The sequence below is a fragment of the Mycobacterium sp. E1386 genome (assembly GCF_001672745.1).
GTDB lineage: Bacteria > Actinomycetota > Actinomycetes > Mycobacteriales > Mycobacteriaceae > Mycobacterium.
The window spans coordinates 1-18,358 of sequence record NZ_LZKH01000030.1 but is presented as its reverse complement, the minus strand read 5'-3'; the positions used below and the strand labels follow the sequence as shown (position 1 = coordinate 18,358).

Here is an 18,358-nt window from a genome sequence, read left to right as displayed (position 1 = left end):
CCGCAGCTTCGTCAACGGCGCACGGGTCGACTCGGCGGTGCTTCGCGACGGCGACGTCGTCACGATCGGCAACATCGACCTGGTCTTCGCCGGCGGCACGCTGGCCCGCCGCGACGAGAGCGCGACCGCCACGCCCACGGGGGGTCTGGACGTGCGCGGCGTGAGCTGGACGATCGAGAACAACAAGACGCTGCTGGACGACATCTCGCTGGGCGCGCAGCCCGGAACGCTCACGGCCGTCATCGGCCCCTCGGGTGCGGGCAAGTCGACGTTCGCGAGGCTGGTCGCGGGATACACGCACCCGACCAGGGGCACGGTCGCGTTCGAGGGCCACAACGTGCATGCCGAGTACGCCTCGCTGCGCAGCAGGATCGGCATGGTCCCCCAGGACGATGTTGCCGATCGTGACGACGTCGCCGTCGCGAAGCACCGCCGAGTCGACCCGTGCGCCGTTGACGAAGGTGCCGTTGATGCTGCGGTTGTCGTGGATCTCGGTGCCGTGCGGCGTCGGGATCAGGGTGGCGTGGTGGCGGGACGCCAGAACTTCGGGAATGACGATGTCGTTGTCGTTCGCCCGGCCGATCTTGATCGCACCCGGCGTCGACTCCACCGCGGCTTTGCCGGGACGCAGGATCTTCATCATCGATGTCGCAAGGTTCGACGCATCCGCGCCGACGCGGCCGGTCTCCGGCCCCGCCGGGGGCTGGGCGTGGGCCGGGGGGACGTTCACCGGCGACGAGCGGTAAATGTGCGGGGCCTGTTGCGGTCCGCTGGGTGGTGCCGCGGGGTGGCCACCGGTCGGGTATCGGGGCTGCGGGGCGGACGGATAGCTCGGCATGGAACCGCTCGGCGGGTGGACCTGCTGCGGTCCGCTGGGCTGGTGCGTGGGCTGGCGGAAAGAGGCGGACGGCGACTGCTGGGGCTGGCCGGGCCAGTGCGCACCGGGCGGCTGGGTCTGGGACGCCCGGGGGTTCGCCACGCTGGCCGGGTTGACGATCGGTATCGACGTCGTCAGCGGGGGCCGCCCGGCCGAGCCCTGGTGGCGGCCGACCTCGAAGGTCAGCGCCGGACCGTCCGGATTGCCGATGTTGACACGCGTGCCGTCCTGGATGTCGACCATGGGCACGCGGTGATGGTTGACGAACAACCCGTTCAGGCTGCCGTTGTCGACGGCGATCCATCGGCCCTGGTCGAATCGGACGATCAGGTGGGTGCGGGAGATCAGGGGATGTGCCACGCGTACGTCGGCCCGAAGGTCACGCCCGATCGCAACATCGTTGCCTGCGGCGAACGTGCGCTCGGATCCCTCGTACCGCACGGTCAACACGGGCGGGGCTGGTCGGCTCATCAGGACCAACTGTATCGGCAGCCGCAAGAATCAGGACGCCGAATTTTGGCCGGGCCCCGGCACCAGCCACGACGCGACGTGTCGGCCTTCGTTTTCGCCCGGTGGGCGGCGGGTGACGCCGCGCCCAATCGCGAGAGCGACGATGGTATTCGGGTTGATGTTCCCGTCGCCGATGCCGCGGAGCAGCTGCGCGCCACGGCCGACGTTCCGCCCGCCGACGGTCCCTGGAGTCGCGTGCCGCTCGAGAAGCCCTCGCCCGACTCCGAGGAGCAGCGCGAGACGCTGCTGATGGAGCCCGGCCCGAGGGCGCCGACAAGCAGGTGGGCGTGGCGCGCCATCGCCGAATCGGCCTGTGCCGCAGTTGATTTCGGGATTCTGCTAACCCGCCGCGGCGGTGGCCGTGTACAGGTTACGCCGCCACGGCTCCCGCACTGCGGTGACGTCCTTGATGAAATCCCCGATGTAGCGGATGGCCCGTCGCCCCTCGGGCAGGATGTCCGCCGCTAGCGGGAAATCGTGGATCTGTCCATCCCATAGGTGCAGATCGCACGGGATTCCGCTGGCTTCCAAGCGCTTTGCCATGACTTCGGCATCCGGCAGGAGCAGCTCGTCCGAGCTGGCGTGGATGGTCACCGGCGGCAACGACGAGAGATCGGCGTCGACCGGTGAGGCGACGGTGGAATCGCCGCGCCCCTCCAAAAGCTGCGCCTGGCTCAGGTATTGAGCGAACATCGACAAAGCCCCGCGGGTGAACATCGAACATTTACGCGCGTTGCGGTGCTTCAACTTTCGCACCGGGTCGGCGTCGGTGAACGGTGAGATCGTCGCGATCCCCGCCGGTCTCATCAGCTCACTGCTGATGGCCAGCAGCGTGGTCATGAACGCGAGATACCCCCCGGCGGAATCGCCGGCAACCACTACCTGGTCACCGTCGAAGCCGCGATCCTGCAGCCAGCGCAGACCGCTCATTCCATCGTCGATCGCATCGGTTATCTGATGCGTGGGCAGCTTTCGGTATCCGACCGTCAGCACCGCGGCGTCCGCGGCTTTCGAAAGACGCGTAACCACGGAGCGATGCGTGTTTAGTCCGCAGGTCAGGAACGCACCGCCATGCAGATAGAGGATCGCCCGATCGGTCGACGCGCCGGGTGCGCAAACCCACTCGGCGGCACAGTTTTCCAGCCGGACCGGTTCGATGTCCGCCGAGATGCCAAGACGCGGCGCCAATCCCGCCAGCCCGTCCACGTATTCGAACGGCCAGTGCAGGTTCGGCGTGAATGCCCACGCGCGCACGGTGTTCTTCACGATCAGCCGGCTGGCCAGCGAGACCGCAACCGACTGCGGACTGTGGCGATGGTGGACTCGCCTCTTCATTGCGCGACTTGGTAATACGCGACGTGGATCGGCGGTGCTAACCATGCAATCCCTCCTAAGTGGGGAGGGAGTACCCCTCCACGGCCCGGGAAAACTGCGGGTGAAGGGGGCGCGAATGTTGGGTACATCACGGTTTATCGGCGCGGCTGGATGGGTATAGGACAGACTTTCCGGCGGCTTGCCGCCCCTGGCCTGGTCGATTTCCGGCCGATATCCGCCCGGTCCGCCAAGATATGAGTGATGAGCGACGAAACGCGCGCTGAGCCGCTGCTCGGCGGCCGGGTGGCGGTGGTGACGGGCGGTGGCGGCGGCATCGGCGCGGCCACCGCGCGGGTGTTCGCTCGGCATGGCGCACACGTGGTCATCGTCGACATCGACGGCGAACTTGCCGCGGGCGCCGTCGACGACATCGCGGCCTCGGGTGGATCGGCCGTGGCGGTGGTCACCGACGTCCGTGATGCGGACGCGGTCGACGACCTGGCGCGATCGGTGTTGGACCGCTATGGCCGGGTGGACGTTCTGGTCAACAACGTTGGCCACTGGCTGCGCCATCCGGGAGATTTCGTCGACACCGACGCCCAGTTCTGGGACGAGCTGTACCGGATCAACCTGCACCACGTCTTCCTGGTCACCCACGCGTTCCTGCCGTCGATGGTGGCCCGGCGGGCCGGCGCGATCGTCAACGTTTCCTCCGTCGAGGGCCTGCGCGGCTACCCGGAGGATCCGGTCTATGCCGCTTTCAAGGCCGCCGTCATCCAGTTCACCCGCAGCCTTGCGGTTCAGGTGGGCCGGCACGGGGTGCGGGTCAACGCGATCGCTCCTGACGTCACCGAATCCCTCCAGGTGCCCTACTCCCGGTGGCTGTCGGCCGACGAGCAGACCCGGTGGCCGCAGTGGGTCCCGGTCGGCCGGATGGGTGTGCCCGAGGATCAGGCGCACGCCATCCTGTTTCTGGCTTCCGACCTGTCGGCCTTCGTCACCGGCCACACCATTCCGACCGACGGCGGTACCGGCGCGGCGGGCGGTTGGTTCCGCTCGTCGCGCCGGCCCGACCGCGAGTGGACGAATCGCCCCATCGCGCCCTGATATCGCGGGCGGTCCTCAGACCAGGCCCAGCGCGGCGTTCTCCGCCCGGATGCGCACCCTCAGCACGAGCGCGTTCGCGATGGTGAACGCGATTGCGGTCAGCCACGCCGAGTGAACCAGCGGCAGCGCCGCCACCTCCGCCGTCACGGCCGTGTAGTTGGGGTGGCGAACCCACCGATAGAGCCCGTCGCGAACCAGCGGAGCATCCGGGATCACGATGAGCCTTGGGTTCCAACGCCTGCCGAGGACGCTCACGCAGCGCCACCGCACCACTGTGCTGACAACTACGACCGCGAGCATGGGCCAGCCCAGCCACGCAATGAACGGCCGGTGGAGCGCCCAGGTTTCCACGACGCACGAAACCAGCAGCAGCGCATGCATGCTGACCATCGCCGGGTAGTGGTCCCGGCCGAACTCCTTGCCCCCGTGCGCGAGTGACCATTGGGTGTTTCGCTGCGATACCGCCAGCTCGACCAGGCGTTCGCCGCCGATCGCCAGAATCAACAGGTAGTAGTACACGGCCTCGCCCCTCACCATTGCAGCAGCAGCAGCTCGAAGCTGAAACCGGGACCCATCGCCAGCATGACCCCGAAGCTTCCTTCGGCCGGCGGCTCCGCGACCGTTCGGCGCAGCACGTCGAGCACGGATGCCGAGGAGATGTTGCCGTTGTCGCGCATGGAGTTTCGGCTGTGAATCAACGCCTCCGGCGGTAGCTCCAGCGCGTCCTCGATCGAGTCGAGGACTTTCGGACCGCCGGGATGACACACCCAGGCCGAGATGTCCGCGAGCGACAAGCCGTGGTCGGAAAGGAAACCGTCGACCTCTTCCCGTAAGTAGGTGTCGGCCATCTTCGGCACGTCGCGCGACATCACCAGTTGGAACCCGCTCGATCCCACGTTCCAACCCATGACGTCAACCGTCTCCGGAACCACGGCACTGCGGGTCCCGAGGACGCGCGGGGCTCGGCGGCCGTTGTGGCCCGCGGGAATCCGGTCGGCGCCCGTGGCGACCACGGCGGCGGCGCCGTCGCCGAACAACGACACACCGATGAGGGCGGGAATCGAGGTGTCGTCGCGCTGCAGCGTGAGGGAACACAACTCAACCGACAGGAGCACGGCCACGTGCCCGGGGTAGCCACGCAGATAGTCGTGCACGCGCGCCATCCCGGCGGCCCCGGCAACACAACCGAGGCCGAACAGCGGGACCCGTTTGATGTTGGGCCGCAGACCGATTCGGGTCATCAGTCGCGCGTCGATGGTGGGCACCGCGATGCCGGTGCTGGAAACCATCACGATGGTGTCCACCTCGTGCGGTTCGATGTCCGCCTCGGCCAACGCCGAACGAATCGCCCGTTCACCGAGGTCGACGGCGACCTCGAGATAGGCGTCGTTCGCTTCGGTGAAGCCACTCAGTCGTGGGTAACGCGAGAGCGGCAGCGCGAGGCTGCGGTGATCGACCCCCGTCGTCTGCGCGAAGCGCATAAACCGCGGGTCGGTGAATTCGGTTAGCTCGCGGGCGACTTCGTCCTGGTTGTAACGGTGCGAGGTGAAGGCCACCGCGGCGCCGGCGATGTGCGGCGCGCCGTGCCCACGCTGGACGGCCCGCGACGGGGATGTGAGATGCGATGTTGCAGTCATGCCTATGCCGACGACGGGCTCCGCTCGACGGTTCATCGGAGTGTCGCCCAGGTGAGATGAACCACAGTCCTGCGCTTAGCGTTAACCAACCGAGAGGGGGCCGGCGGCAGTGCGACTAGATTGTCTGCGCGGACCGGAATCGGGCTTGATCGTCGATGATCGTCACCGGGATGCCGTTGAGTGCGCCGTTGCCGGACGGTTCGTCGATAAACGTCGGCGGCGAAAGCACATTCGTGTTGGCGCCCGGCGAGTTGTTGGCCACCGCCATGCGGGTGCCCGGTTTGCCATGTCCCCACCCGTGCGGCATCGACACCACACCGGGTTTGATCGCGTCGGTGACCTCGACCGGCACTTTGATTTCTCCGGCGGCCGATTTCACGGTGACGACATCGCCGTCCTCGATGGCGCAGCGGGCCGCATCATCGGGGTGAATCAGCAACGTGCACCGGTCCTTTCCCTTCATCAGCGCGGGCACGTTGTGCAGCCAGGTGTTGTTCGAGCGCAGGTGTCGGCGGCTCACCAGAACGAGCGGCTCGGCCGGCCGCTCCATCCGGGCGGCCAGCCTGGGCAGGTCGTCGAGCAGGTACTGCGGGGCGAGCCGAATCTTCTTGTCGGGGGTGCCCAGGATGTCGGGCAGCTGCGGCACCATCGGGCCGAAGTCGATGCCGTTCGGGTTGGCCTTCAGTAGGTCCAGCGTGAGCCCGCCCGGGCTTTTCCCGTACTGGTCCCCGAACGGTCCGGTTCGCAGCGTGAGGTCCAGCATCCGCTCGGGCCCACCGTGGTCGTAGCGCTTGCGGATCTCCGCCCCGTCGAGGCCCTGGGTGAAGGCCAGGTAATCGAAGAACCCGTCGTCGATCGCGGCGACGTCGACATCTTCGGCCGGCGTGCCGGTGCACAGGCCGGTCAGCCGGATCAGGATCTCCCATTCGTGCGGGCGGTCTCCGGGATCGAACACGGGCGGCGAGTAATTGGCGATGCTGTGGATCGCGAACAGCAGGATGAGATCGTCGTGGTGCGGCTGCTCGAGTGGGGACAGCCCGGGCAGGATCACGTCGGCGTGCCGCGTCGTCTCGTTGAGCCAGAGGTCAACGGAGATCATCGCTTCCAGCATGGGCAGGACTTCGTCAAGCTTGTCGCCGCCGGGGGTGGACAACACCGGGTTGCCGGCGACGGTGATCAGGGCCTTGAGCTGCCCCTCGCCCGGGGTGGCGATCTCCTCGGCCATGCAGGACACCGGCGCCTGGCCGAGCACTTCCTTCGCCCCACGCACGCGGGTATGCCAGCGGCCGAACTCCGGGAGGCCACCCTCCAGGCCGGGCAGCGGCTGCGTGGTGATCGACCACGCCGCCGGCTTGGGGAACATCGCTCCCCCGGGAACGTCGAAATGACCGGTCAAGATGTTGATGACGTCGACCAGCCAGCTGGCTAGGCTCCCAAATTCTTGATTGCACAACCCGATTCGGCCGTACACCACCGACTTCTCGGTCCCGGCGAGTTCGCGGGCCAAGAGCCGGATGCGGTCCTCGTCGATGCCCGTGACCGCGCTGACACGCTCCGGCGGCCAATCCGCGGCGACCCGGCGCATGGTGTCGACACCGTCCACGTGCGGTCCGGGCCGGATGAGATCTTCGTCAAACAGCGTGTGCGCCACGGCCAATAGCAGCGCGGCGTCGGTGCCGGGCACGATGGGAAGCCACTCGTCGGCGCGCGCTGCCGTCTGTGTGCGCACCGGGTCGATCACGATCACCTTGCCTCGCTCGCGGATCGCCTCGATCAGACCCATCACGTCGGGAGCGGCCAGCAATGACCCCTGCGACGCGGCGGGGTTGGCGCCCATGATCACCATCAGGTCGGTGCGTTCGATGTCGGGCACCGGGAAGTTCCACCAGAGGCCATACATCAGGTGCGACGACAGGTTCTTGGGCCACTGGTCGACCGTCCCCGGCGAATACGTGATCGGCATGCCGGACATGCCCATCAGCACACCCGCATAGCGGGCCAGTGAGAACGAGTGCGCCAGTGGGTTGCCGGTATAGGCGGTGACCGCGCCGATTCCATACTTCTCGATCACCGGCGTCAGCAATTCGGTGCACCGGCGGAACGCCGCGTCCCAGCTGACCTCCTGCCACTGGCCGTCGACCTTGATCATGGGTCGGCGGATGCGGTCCGGGTCGTCGTGGAGCGCCGCAAGTGAGACACCCTTGGGGCAGATGTGTCCGCGGCTCCACACGTCGTCGCGATTTCCCCGGATGCTGGTGACCCTGCCGCCATCGACCTGAATCTCCAAGCCGCACATGGCTTCACACAGGGGGCAGGTGCGCAGATGCCTGCCGTCTTCGCCCGTCGTCACCCCCCCACTGTATTCCGCTACCAGCCGTCGCGGAAGTGGCGATCCCGCTCTGGACGCCCGGCCGGGTTGACCGAGCGTAGGCGTCCCTTGAAACACATTTGAGTTTGACCAGTCAGCTGTACAAGCGCGACGCCGCGGCCCTAGCGTCGACGCAGTAGGTCTTCGGGAAGGGAGCTGGCTCGTTGAGCGACCCACGGCACCCGTCGGGCATCGATCATCTGCGCGATGAAGTCCTCAGCCGACTGGACGCGCAACCGTTCGAGGACTGGTCCCCCGCCCTGCTGCGGGCCCTGATCGCCGTCTTCGACCTGAACGGCGTGGTACCCGCCGTCCCCCAAGGCTTCCGGCCTTACATCGTGAGGTGACTTCTCGGAGCCGCTACCACAGGGTCACCAGCTGATCGACCGAATCCTTGGGCAGCTCTCCGTCCACCACCGCGGTGACGGTCGCGTTGTTCAACGTGATGGCCCCCTTGTGGTTGTCCAGGAACGCCGTGTCGGCGGCATCACGACCGGTGGCGATCCGCACCATCGACTGCCGCGGCGACAGGCACGTCGCGTCCACCACGCGCCAGGCGCCGTCGACGAACGCCTCGGCCACAGCGTGGAAATCCATCGGCTGACATCCCGGGGCGTAAACCGCCACGAGCCGGGCGGGGACGTTCAGCGCGCGCAGCAATGCGATCACCAGATGGGCGTAGTCACGGCATACACCGGCGCCCGCCAGCAACGTGTCGGTGGCGCCATCGATCGGATCGCTGGAGCCGGGAACGTAATTCAGCCGCGTACCCACCCACGACGAGACCCTCTCGAGCAGCGTCTCCGAGGTCGCATATTGCTGGAATTCTGTGGCGGCGAAACCGAAGAACTTGTCGGCCTCTGCATACCGGCTCGGGCGCAGATAGGTGATCAAGTCGACGTCGCGGACCGGCGGGGGCTCAGCTTGTCCGGCCACCGTTGCCGAGTACGAAAGCGCGACGATCCCGCCTTCCGCCTCAATGGAATGGATCCGGGTGCCGTGCTCACCGACGATCTCGCGCGGCTCAATTGGCTTGCCGTCCAACGTGATCGCCAGCGATTCGGTCACGTCGATACCCGGCTGCCGGGCCACGGTGACCTGGAATTCCAGGGTCGTCGGCGCCGTCACCTCAAGTTCGATGTCCGCGCCGACGACACGTTTGAGATCGCGTGTTGTAATCAGTGCCCCCTGCATGCTCGCCACCTGCCTACGCTAGTCATCCAACACAAAGATCCGGCGATGCGCAGCGCGAGAGCGCTCCTGGCGAGGAGTCACGACGGTGCAGATGTGGGAATTGGTCGCCCGCGAGCGAATCCGCGACACTTTGGCCAGATACAACTGGTCCGGTGACGCGGGCCGCCTCGAGGATCTCGCGGAGACCTTCTGCGCAGACGGTGTCCTCGAGATCCGCGGCGTCGAGCCGCTGCGCGGCCGATCCGCGATCGTCGCGTTCCTCGGTGGCATCACCGGGAACGTCGCCGCCGGGGCCCGCGTCAAGCCCGTCGTCCGCCACAACGTCACCAACGTGCTGTTCACCGCGCTCCACGCCGATCGGGCGGAGGTCTCGTCCTACTTCACCGTGTACACCAACGCCGGCCTCGACCATTTCGGTCGTTATCGCGACACCCTGGTGCCCGACGGTGATGCCTGGCTGATCAGGCATCGCAAGGTGTCGACCGACTGGGCGGCGCCCGGGTCGACCATGGCAGGGCGGTCTCGCGAGGACTGAGCCCAGCGCCGAGATGAACGTCGGTGGCGATTTCGTTAAATGTCTCGCTCGAATGTTTGCCGCTGGGCGCTCAACGGCTACAGATAGAAACTAGACCTAGAGATCGCCGTCAACCGTGATTGCGTTCCCCCGTTGGGCCCGGGGCTGACCGCAGGTCACGTGACCAGCGGTCATGGCCGCACAATCGAGACGAGCGAAAATGCAGCGACTCAGTGGATTAGACGCGTTCTTTCTGTACCTGGAATCGCCGACGCAGCCGTTGAATGTTTGCTGCGTGCTGGAGTTGGACCCCGGTGACATGCCGGGCGGCTACACCTTCGGCCAATTTCGCGAGGCGCTGTCAGCGCGGGTGGACGCGGTGCCCGAATTCCGTCTCAAGCTGGCCGACAACCAGCTGAACTTCGACCACCCGGTGTGGGTGGACGACGACCGTTTCGACCTGGCGCGGCACCTGCATCGGGTTGCCCTCCCGGCGCCGGGGGGATCCCGGGAGTTAGCGGAGATCTGCGGACACGTCGCCGGGCTGGCGCTGGATCGCGATAGGCCGCTGTGGGAGATGTGGGTGATCGAGGGTCTGCAGGGCGGCGCGCTGTCGGTCGTCCTGAAGGCCCACCACGCCGTCGTCGACGGGATCGGCGGGGCGAACCTGTTGGCCCAGTTGTGCAGCACCGAGCCGGACGCTCCGCCCCCGGAACCCGCCGCCCGGGCGGGCGCGGCACATCCCCTTCAGATCGCGGCATCCGGCCTCATCGGGGCCGGGCTGCGGCCCTGGCGCCTGGCCAAAGTGGTGCCGGCAACCGCCCTGACACTGGCGCAGACGATTCTCCGCGCCCGCGGCGGCGGCCACACGATGGCCGCCCCATTCGCCGCACCGCCCACGGCGTTCAACGGTCCGTTCACCCGGCGCCGCAACGTCGCGTTCACGTCGCTTGACCTCGAGGACGTCAAGAAGGTCAAGAACAGGTTTGGAGTCACCATCAACGACGTGGTGACGGCGCTGTGCGCCGGGGCCCTGCGACAGTTCTTCCTGGACCGCAACGAACTATCGGACAGCCCGATGGTGGCCAGCGTGCCGGTTTCGGTGCGAGGCAAATCCGACCGGCCGGGCCGCAACCAGACCACCTGGATGCTCTGCCGCCTCGAAACCCACATCGACGATCCGGCCGAGCGGCTGACCAGCATCGCGGAGCGCAACGCGGCGGCCAAGGACCACGCCGCCGCCATGGGGTCCAGCCTGCTGCAGGACTGGACGCAGGTGGCAGGCCAGACCATGTTCGGCGCGGCGATGAAGCTTCTGCCCCGTATCCCGTTGCCCGACAAGCCGCCGCACAACCTGGTGCTGTCCAACGTGCCCGGGCCGCAGGAACAGCTCTACTTCATGGGCTGCCGGGTCGACGCCATGTATCCGCTCGGCCCGATCATCGCCGGCGCGGGCCTCAACATCACCGTCATGTCCCTCAACGGCCGGCTCGGCGTCGGCCTCATCTCCTGCCCCGACCTGGTTGGCGATCTCTGGGACCTCGCCGACACGTTTCCGGCGGCGCTCAAAGAGCTGCTGAATTGCAGCGAATCGAGCCACCAGCAGAGCTGACCGCCACGGCATGGCAAGGTGGCACCCGTGGCAAACACCGTTACGCAGCAGCACCTGCGCGAAATCAGCACTCCCAAGGGCGCTTTGCGCTACTACGACTGCGGCCCGGAATCCGCTCCGGTGTTGCTGTTCCTGCACGGGTCGGGACCGGGCGTCACGGGGTGGCGCAACTTCCGCGGCATCCTGCCCGCTTTCGCCGAGCGGTTCCGCTGCCTGATCCTGGAGTTTCCCGGGTTCGGCGTCAGTGACGATTTCGGCGGCCACCCGATGGTCACCGCGTTCGGCACCGTCTCCCCGTTCCTGGAAGCGCTCGGTGTCCAGCGGGTGCACATCGTCGGGAACTCGATGGGGGGCGGCGTCGGCATCAACTTCGCCACCCACAACCCCGACCGCGTCGGCCGGTTGGTGACCATCGGCGGCATCGGGACCAACATCTTCAGCCCCAGCCCCAGCGAGGGCATCCGGCTGCTGCAGGAGTTCGTCGAGGACCCCACCCGCCAGCGGCTGGTGGACTGGCTCAAGTCGATGGTCTACGACCAGGCGCTGATCACCGAGGAACTCGTCGAGGAACGCTGGGGGCTCGCCACCGACCCGGACACGTTGGCCGCCGCGCGCCGGATGTACGGGAAGGCGGCCTTCTCCGCCATGAACGCGGCGATGGCCGCCTCCGACCGCCCGCTGCCCTGGGCCGTCATGCACAAACTGACCGCGCCGACCCTGCTGACGTGGGGACGCGACGACCGGGTGAGCCCGCCCGACATGGCGCTCATCCCGATGCGCACCATCCCCAATGCGGAGCTGCACATCTTCCCCAACTCCGGTCACTGGGCGATGATCGAGGCCCGCGAGGCCTTCGAGAGCACGGTGCTGGCGTTCCTGTCCCGGGGCTAGCGATCGCCGTCCGGCTCGGCCAGCCCCGTCAGGCCCGCGGTGAGCAGCGCGTGGGCGGCGGGATTGCCGTTCAGGACACGGGTGGTGCGCACGCCGATCCGCCATTGACCGTCCATCCGCTGCAGCGTGAAATGATTTGCGGCGCAACGCCATACGCGATATCCGTCACCGTCGCGAACCAGCACCAAGGACTCACACACCGCCACCGCCGAGTCGCCGGTGACCGTGACGACGCAGGGCCCGAGGAAATGGCCGCAGCCCTTGGCCACCAGGTTCTGGTGGGCCGACGAGCTCACCATGGCGTGCACGTCCGCCCGGCCCTCCATGCGCCAGCCGTCGACGTCGTAGATTCCGTCGTGTGCCCACAACCGCGCCGCCGCATCGGCATCCCCGGCGTCGACCGCCGGACCGTATGAGGCGATCAGCCGCGCGATATCGCGCTCGTCCTCGAGCCGGCGCAGCCGCGCGGACAGCTCGTCGATGTCGCTCATGATTGCTCCTCATCGTCGGAATCGCGGCAGCGGACCATTATCGATCCCCACACGTTAGGACGGCCGGGCTGCGCTTCGAGGGCTGACCGGGTTCGACCCGGGCGGGCCATAACCACAACGGCCCATTTGGGTTTGCTCAATCCATGAATCAGCCGACCCGAAGATTTTGATCGAGGGCCCCTAACAGCCGCGATCACTTTTTACATGTTCTTTACGTGCGCCGTTCTCAAGTTGCTGGGCCCTTGACCTCGGGTTAGGTTGGTCGGGTTTGCGGTCGCGGCCAGCGTCGTCGGCGGCCTCCCTCGCGGGAAAACCGCGAAGCCACCATTCGTCATGTGCGTGAAAGGGGTTGCGCGTGCGACAGCTTTCGGCGCTGCGGGTGATGTCTGCGGGGCTCGGCGACGCCGTCGGCCGGTTGGCCACCGCCGGTCTCGATGTTGTCGCGCTGCCGGTCCGGGTGGGCGCACAGGTGCTCTCCGGCGAGGTGTCCCGTTCCACCCTGACCCGGCGATGCGGGCACGGCGACGGCCGCCTGTGGATCGAGGTGCGCGGCCTCGACGGCACGGGCGGGGCGGAACGCGGCCGCGCCGCCGTCGACGCGCTGCGGGCCCAACCAGGCGTCACGAGGGTCAGCCTGAACCGTCCGCTGTCGCGCGTGGTTGTCGAGGTCGACGACGGCGAAGCGTCCCTCAATGCGCTCTGCTCCGCGCTCGACAATGTTGAAACAGGTTACGGCGCAGCCGATTCCACGCGCCGCGCCAGCCTCCCCGGCGACGGCCTGTTGTTGGCCACCCGCGGCGCGATGGTGGCCGTCAACGCCGCCGGGTTCGCGGTCGCGGTTGCGGGGCGCGCGTTGCGGTTGCCGGCGGCGCCGATCGCCGTCGAGGCGGCGTCCGCGATCGCGAATCATCAACCGTGGCTGCGTCGCCTGCTCGAGGGCGGAATCGGCCCCGGCGCAACGGATACCGCGTTATCGATGTTCGGCACCGCCGCGCATGTCGTCACGCTGTCGCCGGCGAAGCTCTCGGTCGACGTGGCGATGCACGCTTTCAAGGCCGCCGAAAGCCGCGCCGCGGCACGGGCGTGGGCCCGTTATGAGCCGGAATTGGCCCGGCATGCCGACTCCTCGGAGGCGCACGGTTCACCGCGCCCGGTTCCCGCACCGGCCGGCCCGATCGAACGTCATGGGAACCGCGTGGCGTGGGTGCAGATGATCGGCGTCGGCCTGACCGGGGCCCTCACCCGCAACGTCACCATGGCGTCGAACGCCGCGCTGGCGGCCTCGCCGAAGGCGATGCGCACGACGCACGAGGCGTTCGCGGCCACGCTCGGCCGCGGCCTGGCAGACCGTCACGCGGTGCTGGTGCTGCGGCCGGAAAGTCTGCGCCGACTCGACAAGGTCGATGCCCTGCTGATCGATCCGCGCGTGCTGTGTGGCGCTCAGATGCGCGTGGTCAGCGTCCGCGGCGCCCGCGACGACGACATGCCGGCGGCCTGGGCCCAGGCACAGGAGCTGCTCGACGAATGCCCGCCCCCCGGCTGGCACTCGATTCCCTCCACATCCCAGGACAACGCAGTTGGCGGCGATGCGGTCGAGGCGCTCATCGCCCCGGCCCCGCACCCTCTGGCGTCGGCGCTGATCGCCCGCGCGCGCGACTCTGGCGTGCGCCTGGTGTCCGTTGACACCGACCTGCTCGGTGACCTGCGCCCCGCGTTCGACGACGTCCACCCGGTCGACGCCGGCGACGTCGACGGCGCGCTCGCCGATGCGGTGTCCGTGCTGCAACGGGATGGGCACACCGTCGCGGTTCTTTCATCCTTTGGCGCGCAAGCCCTTTCCGGGGCCGACGTGGCGCTGGGCATCAGGCCGGACCCGGACGCCCCGCCGCCCTGGACCGCCGACCTGATGCTCGACGACCTGGCCGGGGCGTGGCGCGTGCTGCACGCGTTACCGGCGGCCAGGAGGGCGAGCCAGCAGGGCATCGCCATCTCGGTGGGCGCATCGACGCTGGGCGCGTTGTTCATGGTGCCCGGGGTGCGCAGGTTGCGCGGGCCCGGCCCGGTGACCATCGGTGCCGTCGCGGGGCTGCTGTCGGGATACCTGTTGGCGCTCGGCACAATTCGCACACCCGTCCCCCGGCCGGCCCCGGCGTTCGAGTGGCACGCGATGTCGACGGAGCGGGTCGGTGAACTGCTGGCCGCGCTGCGTGACCCCGACGAGCCCTCCGCCGCAACGGATTCCGAACGAGACAGCACACGGTTGCCCGCCGCGGCGTGGGAGTTCGCCAGGGCCGCCGTCGGCGAGCTGACCGGTGACCCGTTGACGCCGATCCTCGGGTTGTGCTCGGCGGCCACCGCGGTGCTGGGGTCACCGACCGACGCGGTACTGGTCGGCACCGTGCTGACCGGGAACGCGCTGCTGTCGACGGCCCAACAGCTTCGGGCCGAGAATCGGCTGAACCGCCTGCTCGCACAGCAGACCCCGCCGGCCCGCGTCCTCACCCAGGGGCCCGACGGCGCGCGCGGCTACCGAGAAGTCGTCATCGAGCAGCTGCGGCCCGGCGACCTGATCGAAGTACGCAGCGACGAGGTGGTGCCCGCCGACGCTCGGGTGATCGAGTCGCACGACCTCGAGGTCGACGAATCATCGCTGACCGGTGAATCACTGTCGGTCCAGAAGCAGGTCGAGGCCACGCCCGGGGCCGAACTGGCCGAGCGCCGCTGCATGATCTACGCCGGCACCACCGTGGTGGCCGGCACCGCGGTCGCGCTGGTCACCGCCGTCGGGGCCGATACCCAGAGCCGACGCGCGGCCGAACTGGCGTCCGGCGAGCTGCCGACCGTCGGCCTGCACCATCAACTCAGCCAGCTGATGAGCCGCGCGTTCCCGTTCAGCGCGGGCGGCGGCGTCCTGGTCGGAGCGCTCGGCCTGCTGCGCGCCGGCGGCCTGCGCCAAGCCCTCGGCAGCGCCATCGCCGTCGCCGTGGCGGCCGTTCCGGAGGGCATGCCCCTGATGGCCACGCTCGCCCAATCCGCGTCGGCCCAGCGGCTGGGCGAATGCGGGGCACTGGTGCGGGTGCCGCGTGCGGCCGAGGCGCTGGGTCGCGTCGAGGTGGTCTGCTTCGACAAGACCGGAACGCTGAGCGAGAACCGTCTCCGCGTCGCCGAGGTGCGCCCGGCGGAGGGACATTCCCACGACGACGTCCTGCGGTGCGCGGCCCAGGCCGCGCCGGCCGACGACGGCAATCCGCACGTCCACGCCACCGACGAAGCCATCGTCAAGGCGGCGGACGCGGCAGCCGGATCCGGTCCACGACCCGAGCCCGACGCGCACCTGCCGTTCCGGTCCGGCAGGGCGTTCTCGGCCTCGGTGACGGGCACGCAATTGTCCGTCAAAGGCGCCCCGGAAGTGGTCCTGGCGGCGTGCCGGGAGGCGGGCCGGGACGTGGACGACGCTGTCGCGGCCCTCACGACGGCGGGGCTGCGGACCATCGCGGTGGCCCAGCGCCGCCTGAGCGCGGCACAGGCGCGAGCGTTGCGAAAAGACCCCGACAGCATCACCGGACTGTGCGAGACGGGATTGACGCTCACCGGGTTCCTGGGCCTCTCGGACACCCCGCGCCCTCAGGCGTCGCAGTTGCTGGCGGGCCTCGCCCAGCGGGGCGTGGCCATCCGGCTGATCACCGGCGACCACCCCGTCACCGCGACCGCGATCGCCCGCGAACTCGGGGTGTCGGTGAACGCCGACCAGGTGATCACCGGGTCGGAATGGAACGCGCTGTCACGCCACGATCAGCAGCGGGCGGTCTCCGAGCGGTTGATCTTCGCCCGGATGTCACCGGAGAACAAGGTGCAGGTCGTCCAGACGCTCGAGCGCACCGGGCGGGTGTGCGCCATGGTCGGCGACGGCGCCAACGACGCCGCCGCGATCCGGGCGGCAAGCGTCGGCGTCGGTGTGGTCGCCCGCGGCAGCGACTCCGCCCACACGACCGCCGACCTGGTCCTGACCGACGGACGCATCGAGACGCTGGTGGCCGCCATCGACGAGGGACGCCGACTGTGGCGCGGCGTCCAGGCGGCCGTCGCGGGCCTGCTCGGCGGCAACGCCGGCGAGGTGATTTTCTCGGTCATCGGCACTGCGCTCACCGGGACCTCGCCGCTGAACACCCGGCAGTTGCTGCTGATCAACATGCTCACCGACGCGTTGCCCGCGACCGCGGTCGCCGTCAGCGCCCCGGCGGGGCGGGTGGAACGCGTCGGGCGCGGCATCGACGAACGCGCGCTACGCCGGACGGTGGCCGCACGCGGAGCGCTCACCGCCACCGCCGCCACGACCGCCTGGGCGATGGCCTCGGTCACCGGGCTACCGGCGCGGGCCTCCACCGTCGCGCTGATCTCGTTGGTCGCGGTCGAGCTGGGCCAGACCGTGGTCGACTCGCACGCGCCCCTGGTGCTGCTCACCGCCGCCGGGTCCTTCGCGGCATTCACCGCGATGATCAGCACCCCGGGGATCAGCCAACTCCTGGGGTGCACGCCGGTCGGCCCCCTGGGCTGGGCGCAGGGGCTGGGCACCGCCACGGCCGCCGTCCTCGCCGTGGCCGCCGCGAACCGGTTGCGGCCGGGCCGCCGGGATGAAAGCTCACCGCCCATCGCTGACGACCCGGACCTCGACGAGCCCGCCACGTCTGCCCCACAACCGCCGCAGCACAGCGGATCCCGAGCGCCGCATACCGCAGTCCTGATGGCTCCCGCCAAGGCCGCGCGTGCGCTGAGACTGGTGGACCGAGAACAGCATCGGATTTCGGCTGAGACCGTCACCGATCGCCCGTGAGGCCCTCATAACTGTCGCCGCGCACTTGATGGACACGCCTTCGGCGGCGACAGCTCAGGTCGTTTTCTGCGTGAGGCCGGCGTCGACGACGAGCTGCGTGCCGGTGATGTAGCGGGCCTCCTCGGAGGCCAGGAACACGACCGAATTGGCAACGTCGACGGGCTCACCCAAAGCACCGGCAGCAGGTTGCGCGCCTGCAGCACTTCGGAGGCATCTGCGGCGGTCGGGTTCTCAAGGTTCGGACGTAGCCGTCGGAACGTCTTGTCGTTGAGCACCATCGGGGTCGCGACCGCCCCGGGATGACAGTGTTGACCGCGAATACCGCCCGGGCCGAGCTCGTTCGCGAGAGTGCGCGCCAGCCCGACCAACGCGTGGTTGCTCGCGGTGTAATGCGCGGTATTGGGTGTCCCGCGAAGACCATTGATCGAGCTGATGATCACGATGGCGCCCCTGCGCCCATGTGCGGCACACCGGCCTTGACCGTGTGCCATACGCCGGCCAGGTTGATGTCGAGCGTGCGGTGCCAGTCCCGGGGGTCAATTTCCCATGTCGGTTCGCCCGCTATGTGGATTCCGGCGTTTGCGAGCTTTTTCGTCCGCTCATCGGGAACGGCTTCGGCTGAGGCACCAACTGCGGTAGACCATTACTAAGCCTCCAGACGTAAGGACACCAACATGAGCGAACGGGTACTCGACCGGGTCGTGGCGATGGCGGATCAGTTGCGCGACCAGGCCCCCGAGGCCGAGCGGATCGGCCGGCTCACCGATGACACGGTCAAGCTGATGAAGGGCGCCGGCCTGATCCGGCTGCTGCAAACCAAGCAATATCAGGGCTTCGAGGTTCACCCCCGCGAGTTCGCCGAGACGACGATGGCGACCGCGGCGCTGGACCCGGCGGCCGGCTGGATCGTCGGCGTCGTCGGTGTGCACCCTTATCAGTTGGCGTACGCGGACCCGAAGGTCGCGGCCGAAATCTGGGCCGACGACGTCGACACGTGGATGGCCTCGCCGTA

12 protein-coding genes and 4 pseudogenes are annotated in these 18,358 nt (G+C 68.5%); 8 read left to right on the top strand and 8 right to left on the bottom strand.

Annotated features, from left to right (window positions below; all coding sequences use genetic code 11):
* Window positions 1–37: 37 nt before the first annotated feature.
* Window positions 38–349 (top strand): annotated as a pseudogene (locus A5709_RS28670) (ATP-binding cassette domain-containing protein); the annotation flags it as partial.
* A 36-nt stretch (window positions 350–385) separates the two neighbouring features.
* Here A5709_RS28670 and A5709_RS03545 read toward each other — a convergent pair.
* A pseudogene (locus tag A5709_RS03545) lies at window positions 386–1,348 on the bottom strand (FHA domain-containing protein); the annotation flags it as partial.
* A gap of 378 nt (window positions 1,349–1,726) precedes the next feature.
* The gene (locus tag A5709_RS03540; protein ID WP_067949305.1) at window positions 1,727–2,767 is read right to left on the bottom strand and encodes an alpha/beta hydrolase; all 1,041 of its coding nucleotides are present in this window, start codon (window positions 2,765–2,767) and stop codon (window positions 1,727–1,729) included.
* A 195-nt stretch (window positions 2,768–2,962) separates the two neighbouring features.
* On the opposite strand from A5709_RS03540, the gene A5709_RS03535 reads away from it, so the two are divergent.
* Window positions 2,963–3,808, top strand: a complete 846-nt coding sequence (locus A5709_RS03535) for an SDR family NAD(P)-dependent oxidoreductase (RefSeq protein ID WP_067949307.1) — start codon at window positions 2,963–2,965, stop codon at window positions 3,806–3,808.
* Window positions 3,809–3,823: 15 nt separating this feature from the next.
* Here the strand turns inward: A5709_RS03535 and A5709_RS03530 are convergent, their stop codons facing one another.
* The 3 genes from A5709_RS03530 to A5709_RS03520 all read right to left on the bottom strand — a co-directional run bounded on the left by A5709_RS03530 (window position 3,824) and on the right by A5709_RS03520 (window position 7,795).
* The gene (locus tag A5709_RS03530) at window positions 3,824–4,345 is read right to left on the bottom strand and encodes an isoprenylcysteine carboxyl methyltransferase family protein (protein WP_067949309.1); all 522 of its coding nucleotides are present in this window, start codon (window positions 4,343–4,345) and stop codon (window positions 3,824–3,826) included.
* Entirely contained in the window at window positions 4,339–5,445 is a 1,107-nt protein-coding gene (locus A5709_RS03525) for a type III polyketide synthase (RefSeq protein ID WP_082953166.1), read from the bottom strand. Before A5709_RS03525 ends, A5709_RS03530 begins: the two co-directional genes overlap by 7 nt.
* Window positions 5,446–5,560: 115 nt before the next feature.
* Window positions 5,561–7,795, bottom strand: a complete 2,235-nt coding sequence (locus A5709_RS03520) for a molybdopterin-dependent oxidoreductase (RefSeq protein WP_082953165.1) — start codon at window positions 7,793–7,795, stop codon at window positions 5,561–5,563.
* A gap of 182 nt (window positions 7,796–7,977) precedes the next feature.
* Here A5709_RS03520 and A5709_RS03515 point away from each other — a divergent pair, with 182 nt between their 5' ends.
* On the top strand, window positions 7,978–8,160 hold the full coding sequence (locus A5709_RS03515; protein ID WP_067949313.1) for a hypothetical protein: 183 nt from the start codon (window positions 7,978–7,980) through the stop codon (window positions 8,158–8,160).
* Between the two features lie 13 nt (window positions 8,161–8,173).
* Here A5709_RS03515 and A5709_RS03510 read toward each other — a convergent pair whose 3' ends face one another.
* A complete protein-coding gene (locus A5709_RS03510; protein WP_067949355.1) occupies window positions 8,174–9,007 on the bottom strand; it encodes a transglutaminase family protein in 834 nt (277 codons plus the stop codon).
* An 85-nt stretch (window positions 9,008–9,092) separates the two neighbouring features.
* Here A5709_RS03510 and A5709_RS03505 point away from each other — a divergent pair, with 85 nt between their 5' ends.
* The 3 genes from A5709_RS03505 (at window position 9,093) to A5709_RS03495 (ending at window position 12,024) form a co-directional block, all read left to right on the top strand.
* Window positions 9,093–9,542, top strand: coding sequence for a nuclear transport factor 2 family protein (locus tag A5709_RS03505; protein WP_067949315.1), 450 nt, complete (start codon window positions 9,093–9,095; stop codon window positions 9,540–9,542).
* A 199-nt stretch (window positions 9,543–9,741) separates the two neighbouring features.
* On the top strand, window positions 9,742–11,133 hold the full coding sequence (locus tag A5709_RS03500; protein ID WP_067949318.1) for a wax ester/triacylglycerol synthase family O-acyltransferase: 1,392 nt from the start codon (window positions 9,742–9,744) through the stop codon (window positions 11,131–11,133).
* A gap of 27 nt (window positions 11,134–11,160) precedes the next feature.
* On the top strand, window positions 11,161–12,024 hold the full coding sequence (locus A5709_RS03495; protein WP_068118009.1) for an alpha/beta fold hydrolase: 864 nt from the start codon (window positions 11,161–11,163) through the stop codon (window positions 12,022–12,024).
* Here A5709_RS03495 and A5709_RS03490 read toward each other — a convergent pair.
* Complete coding sequence (locus A5709_RS03490) at window positions 12,021–12,515, bottom strand: nuclear transport factor 2 family protein (protein WP_068118006.1); 495 nt, start codon at window positions 12,513–12,515, stop codon at window positions 12,021–12,023. The genes A5709_RS03495 and A5709_RS03490 overlap by 4 nt on opposite strands.
* Window positions 12,516–12,897: 382 nt before the next feature.
* Here A5709_RS03490 and A5709_RS03485 point away from each other — a divergent pair, with 382 nt between their 5' ends.
* Window positions 12,898–17,346, top strand: a complete 4,449-nt coding sequence (locus A5709_RS03485) for a cation-translocating P-type ATPase (protein WP_082973762.1) — start codon at window positions 12,898–12,900, stop codon at window positions 17,344–17,346.
* A gap of 54 nt (window positions 17,347–17,400) precedes the next feature.
* On the opposite strand, the pseudogene A5709_RS27170 reads toward A5709_RS03485, so the two are convergent.
* Window positions 17,401–17,932: pseudogene (locus A5709_RS27170) on the bottom strand (SDR family oxidoreductase); the annotation flags it as partial.
* A gap of 88 nt (window positions 17,933–18,020) precedes the next feature.
* On the opposite strand from A5709_RS27170, the pseudogene A5709_RS03475 reads away from it, so the two are divergent.
* Window positions 18,021–18,358 (top strand): annotated as a pseudogene (locus A5709_RS03475) (hydroxylase); the annotation flags it as partial.

Bases quoted from the DNA above. Each gene is read 5' to 3' on its own strand.
- A5709_RS03540 (WP_067949305.1), bottom strand. From the start codon at position 2,767: ATGGTTAGCACCGCCGATCCACGTCGCGTATTACCAAGTCGCGCAATG.
- A5709_RS03535 (WP_067949307.1), top strand. From the start codon at position 2,963: ATGAGCGACGAAACGCGCGCTGAGCCGCTGCTCGGCGGCCGGGTGGCG.
- A5709_RS03530 (WP_067949309.1), bottom strand. From the start codon at position 4,345: ATGGTGAGGGGCGAGGCCGTGTACTACTACCTGTTGATTCTGGCGATC.
- A5709_RS03525 (WP_082953166.1), bottom strand. From the start codon at position 5,445: ATGACTGCAACATCGCATCTCACATCCCCGTCGCGGGCCGTCCAGCGT.
- A5709_RS03510 (WP_067949355.1), bottom strand. From the start codon at position 9,007: ATGCAGGGGGCACTGATTACAACACGCGATCTCAAACGTGTCGTCGGC.
- A5709_RS03500 (WP_067949318.1), top strand. From the start codon at position 9,742: ATGCAGCGACTCAGTGGATTAGACGCGTTCTTTCTGTACCTGGAATCG.
- A5709_RS03490 (WP_068118006.1), bottom strand. From the start codon at position 12,515: ATGAGCGACATCGACGAGCTGTCCGCGCGGCTGCGCCGGCTCGAGGAC.
- A5709_RS03485 (WP_082973762.1), top strand. From the start codon at position 12,898: ATGTCTGCGGGGCTCGGCGACGCCGTCGGCCGGTTGGCCACCGCCGGT.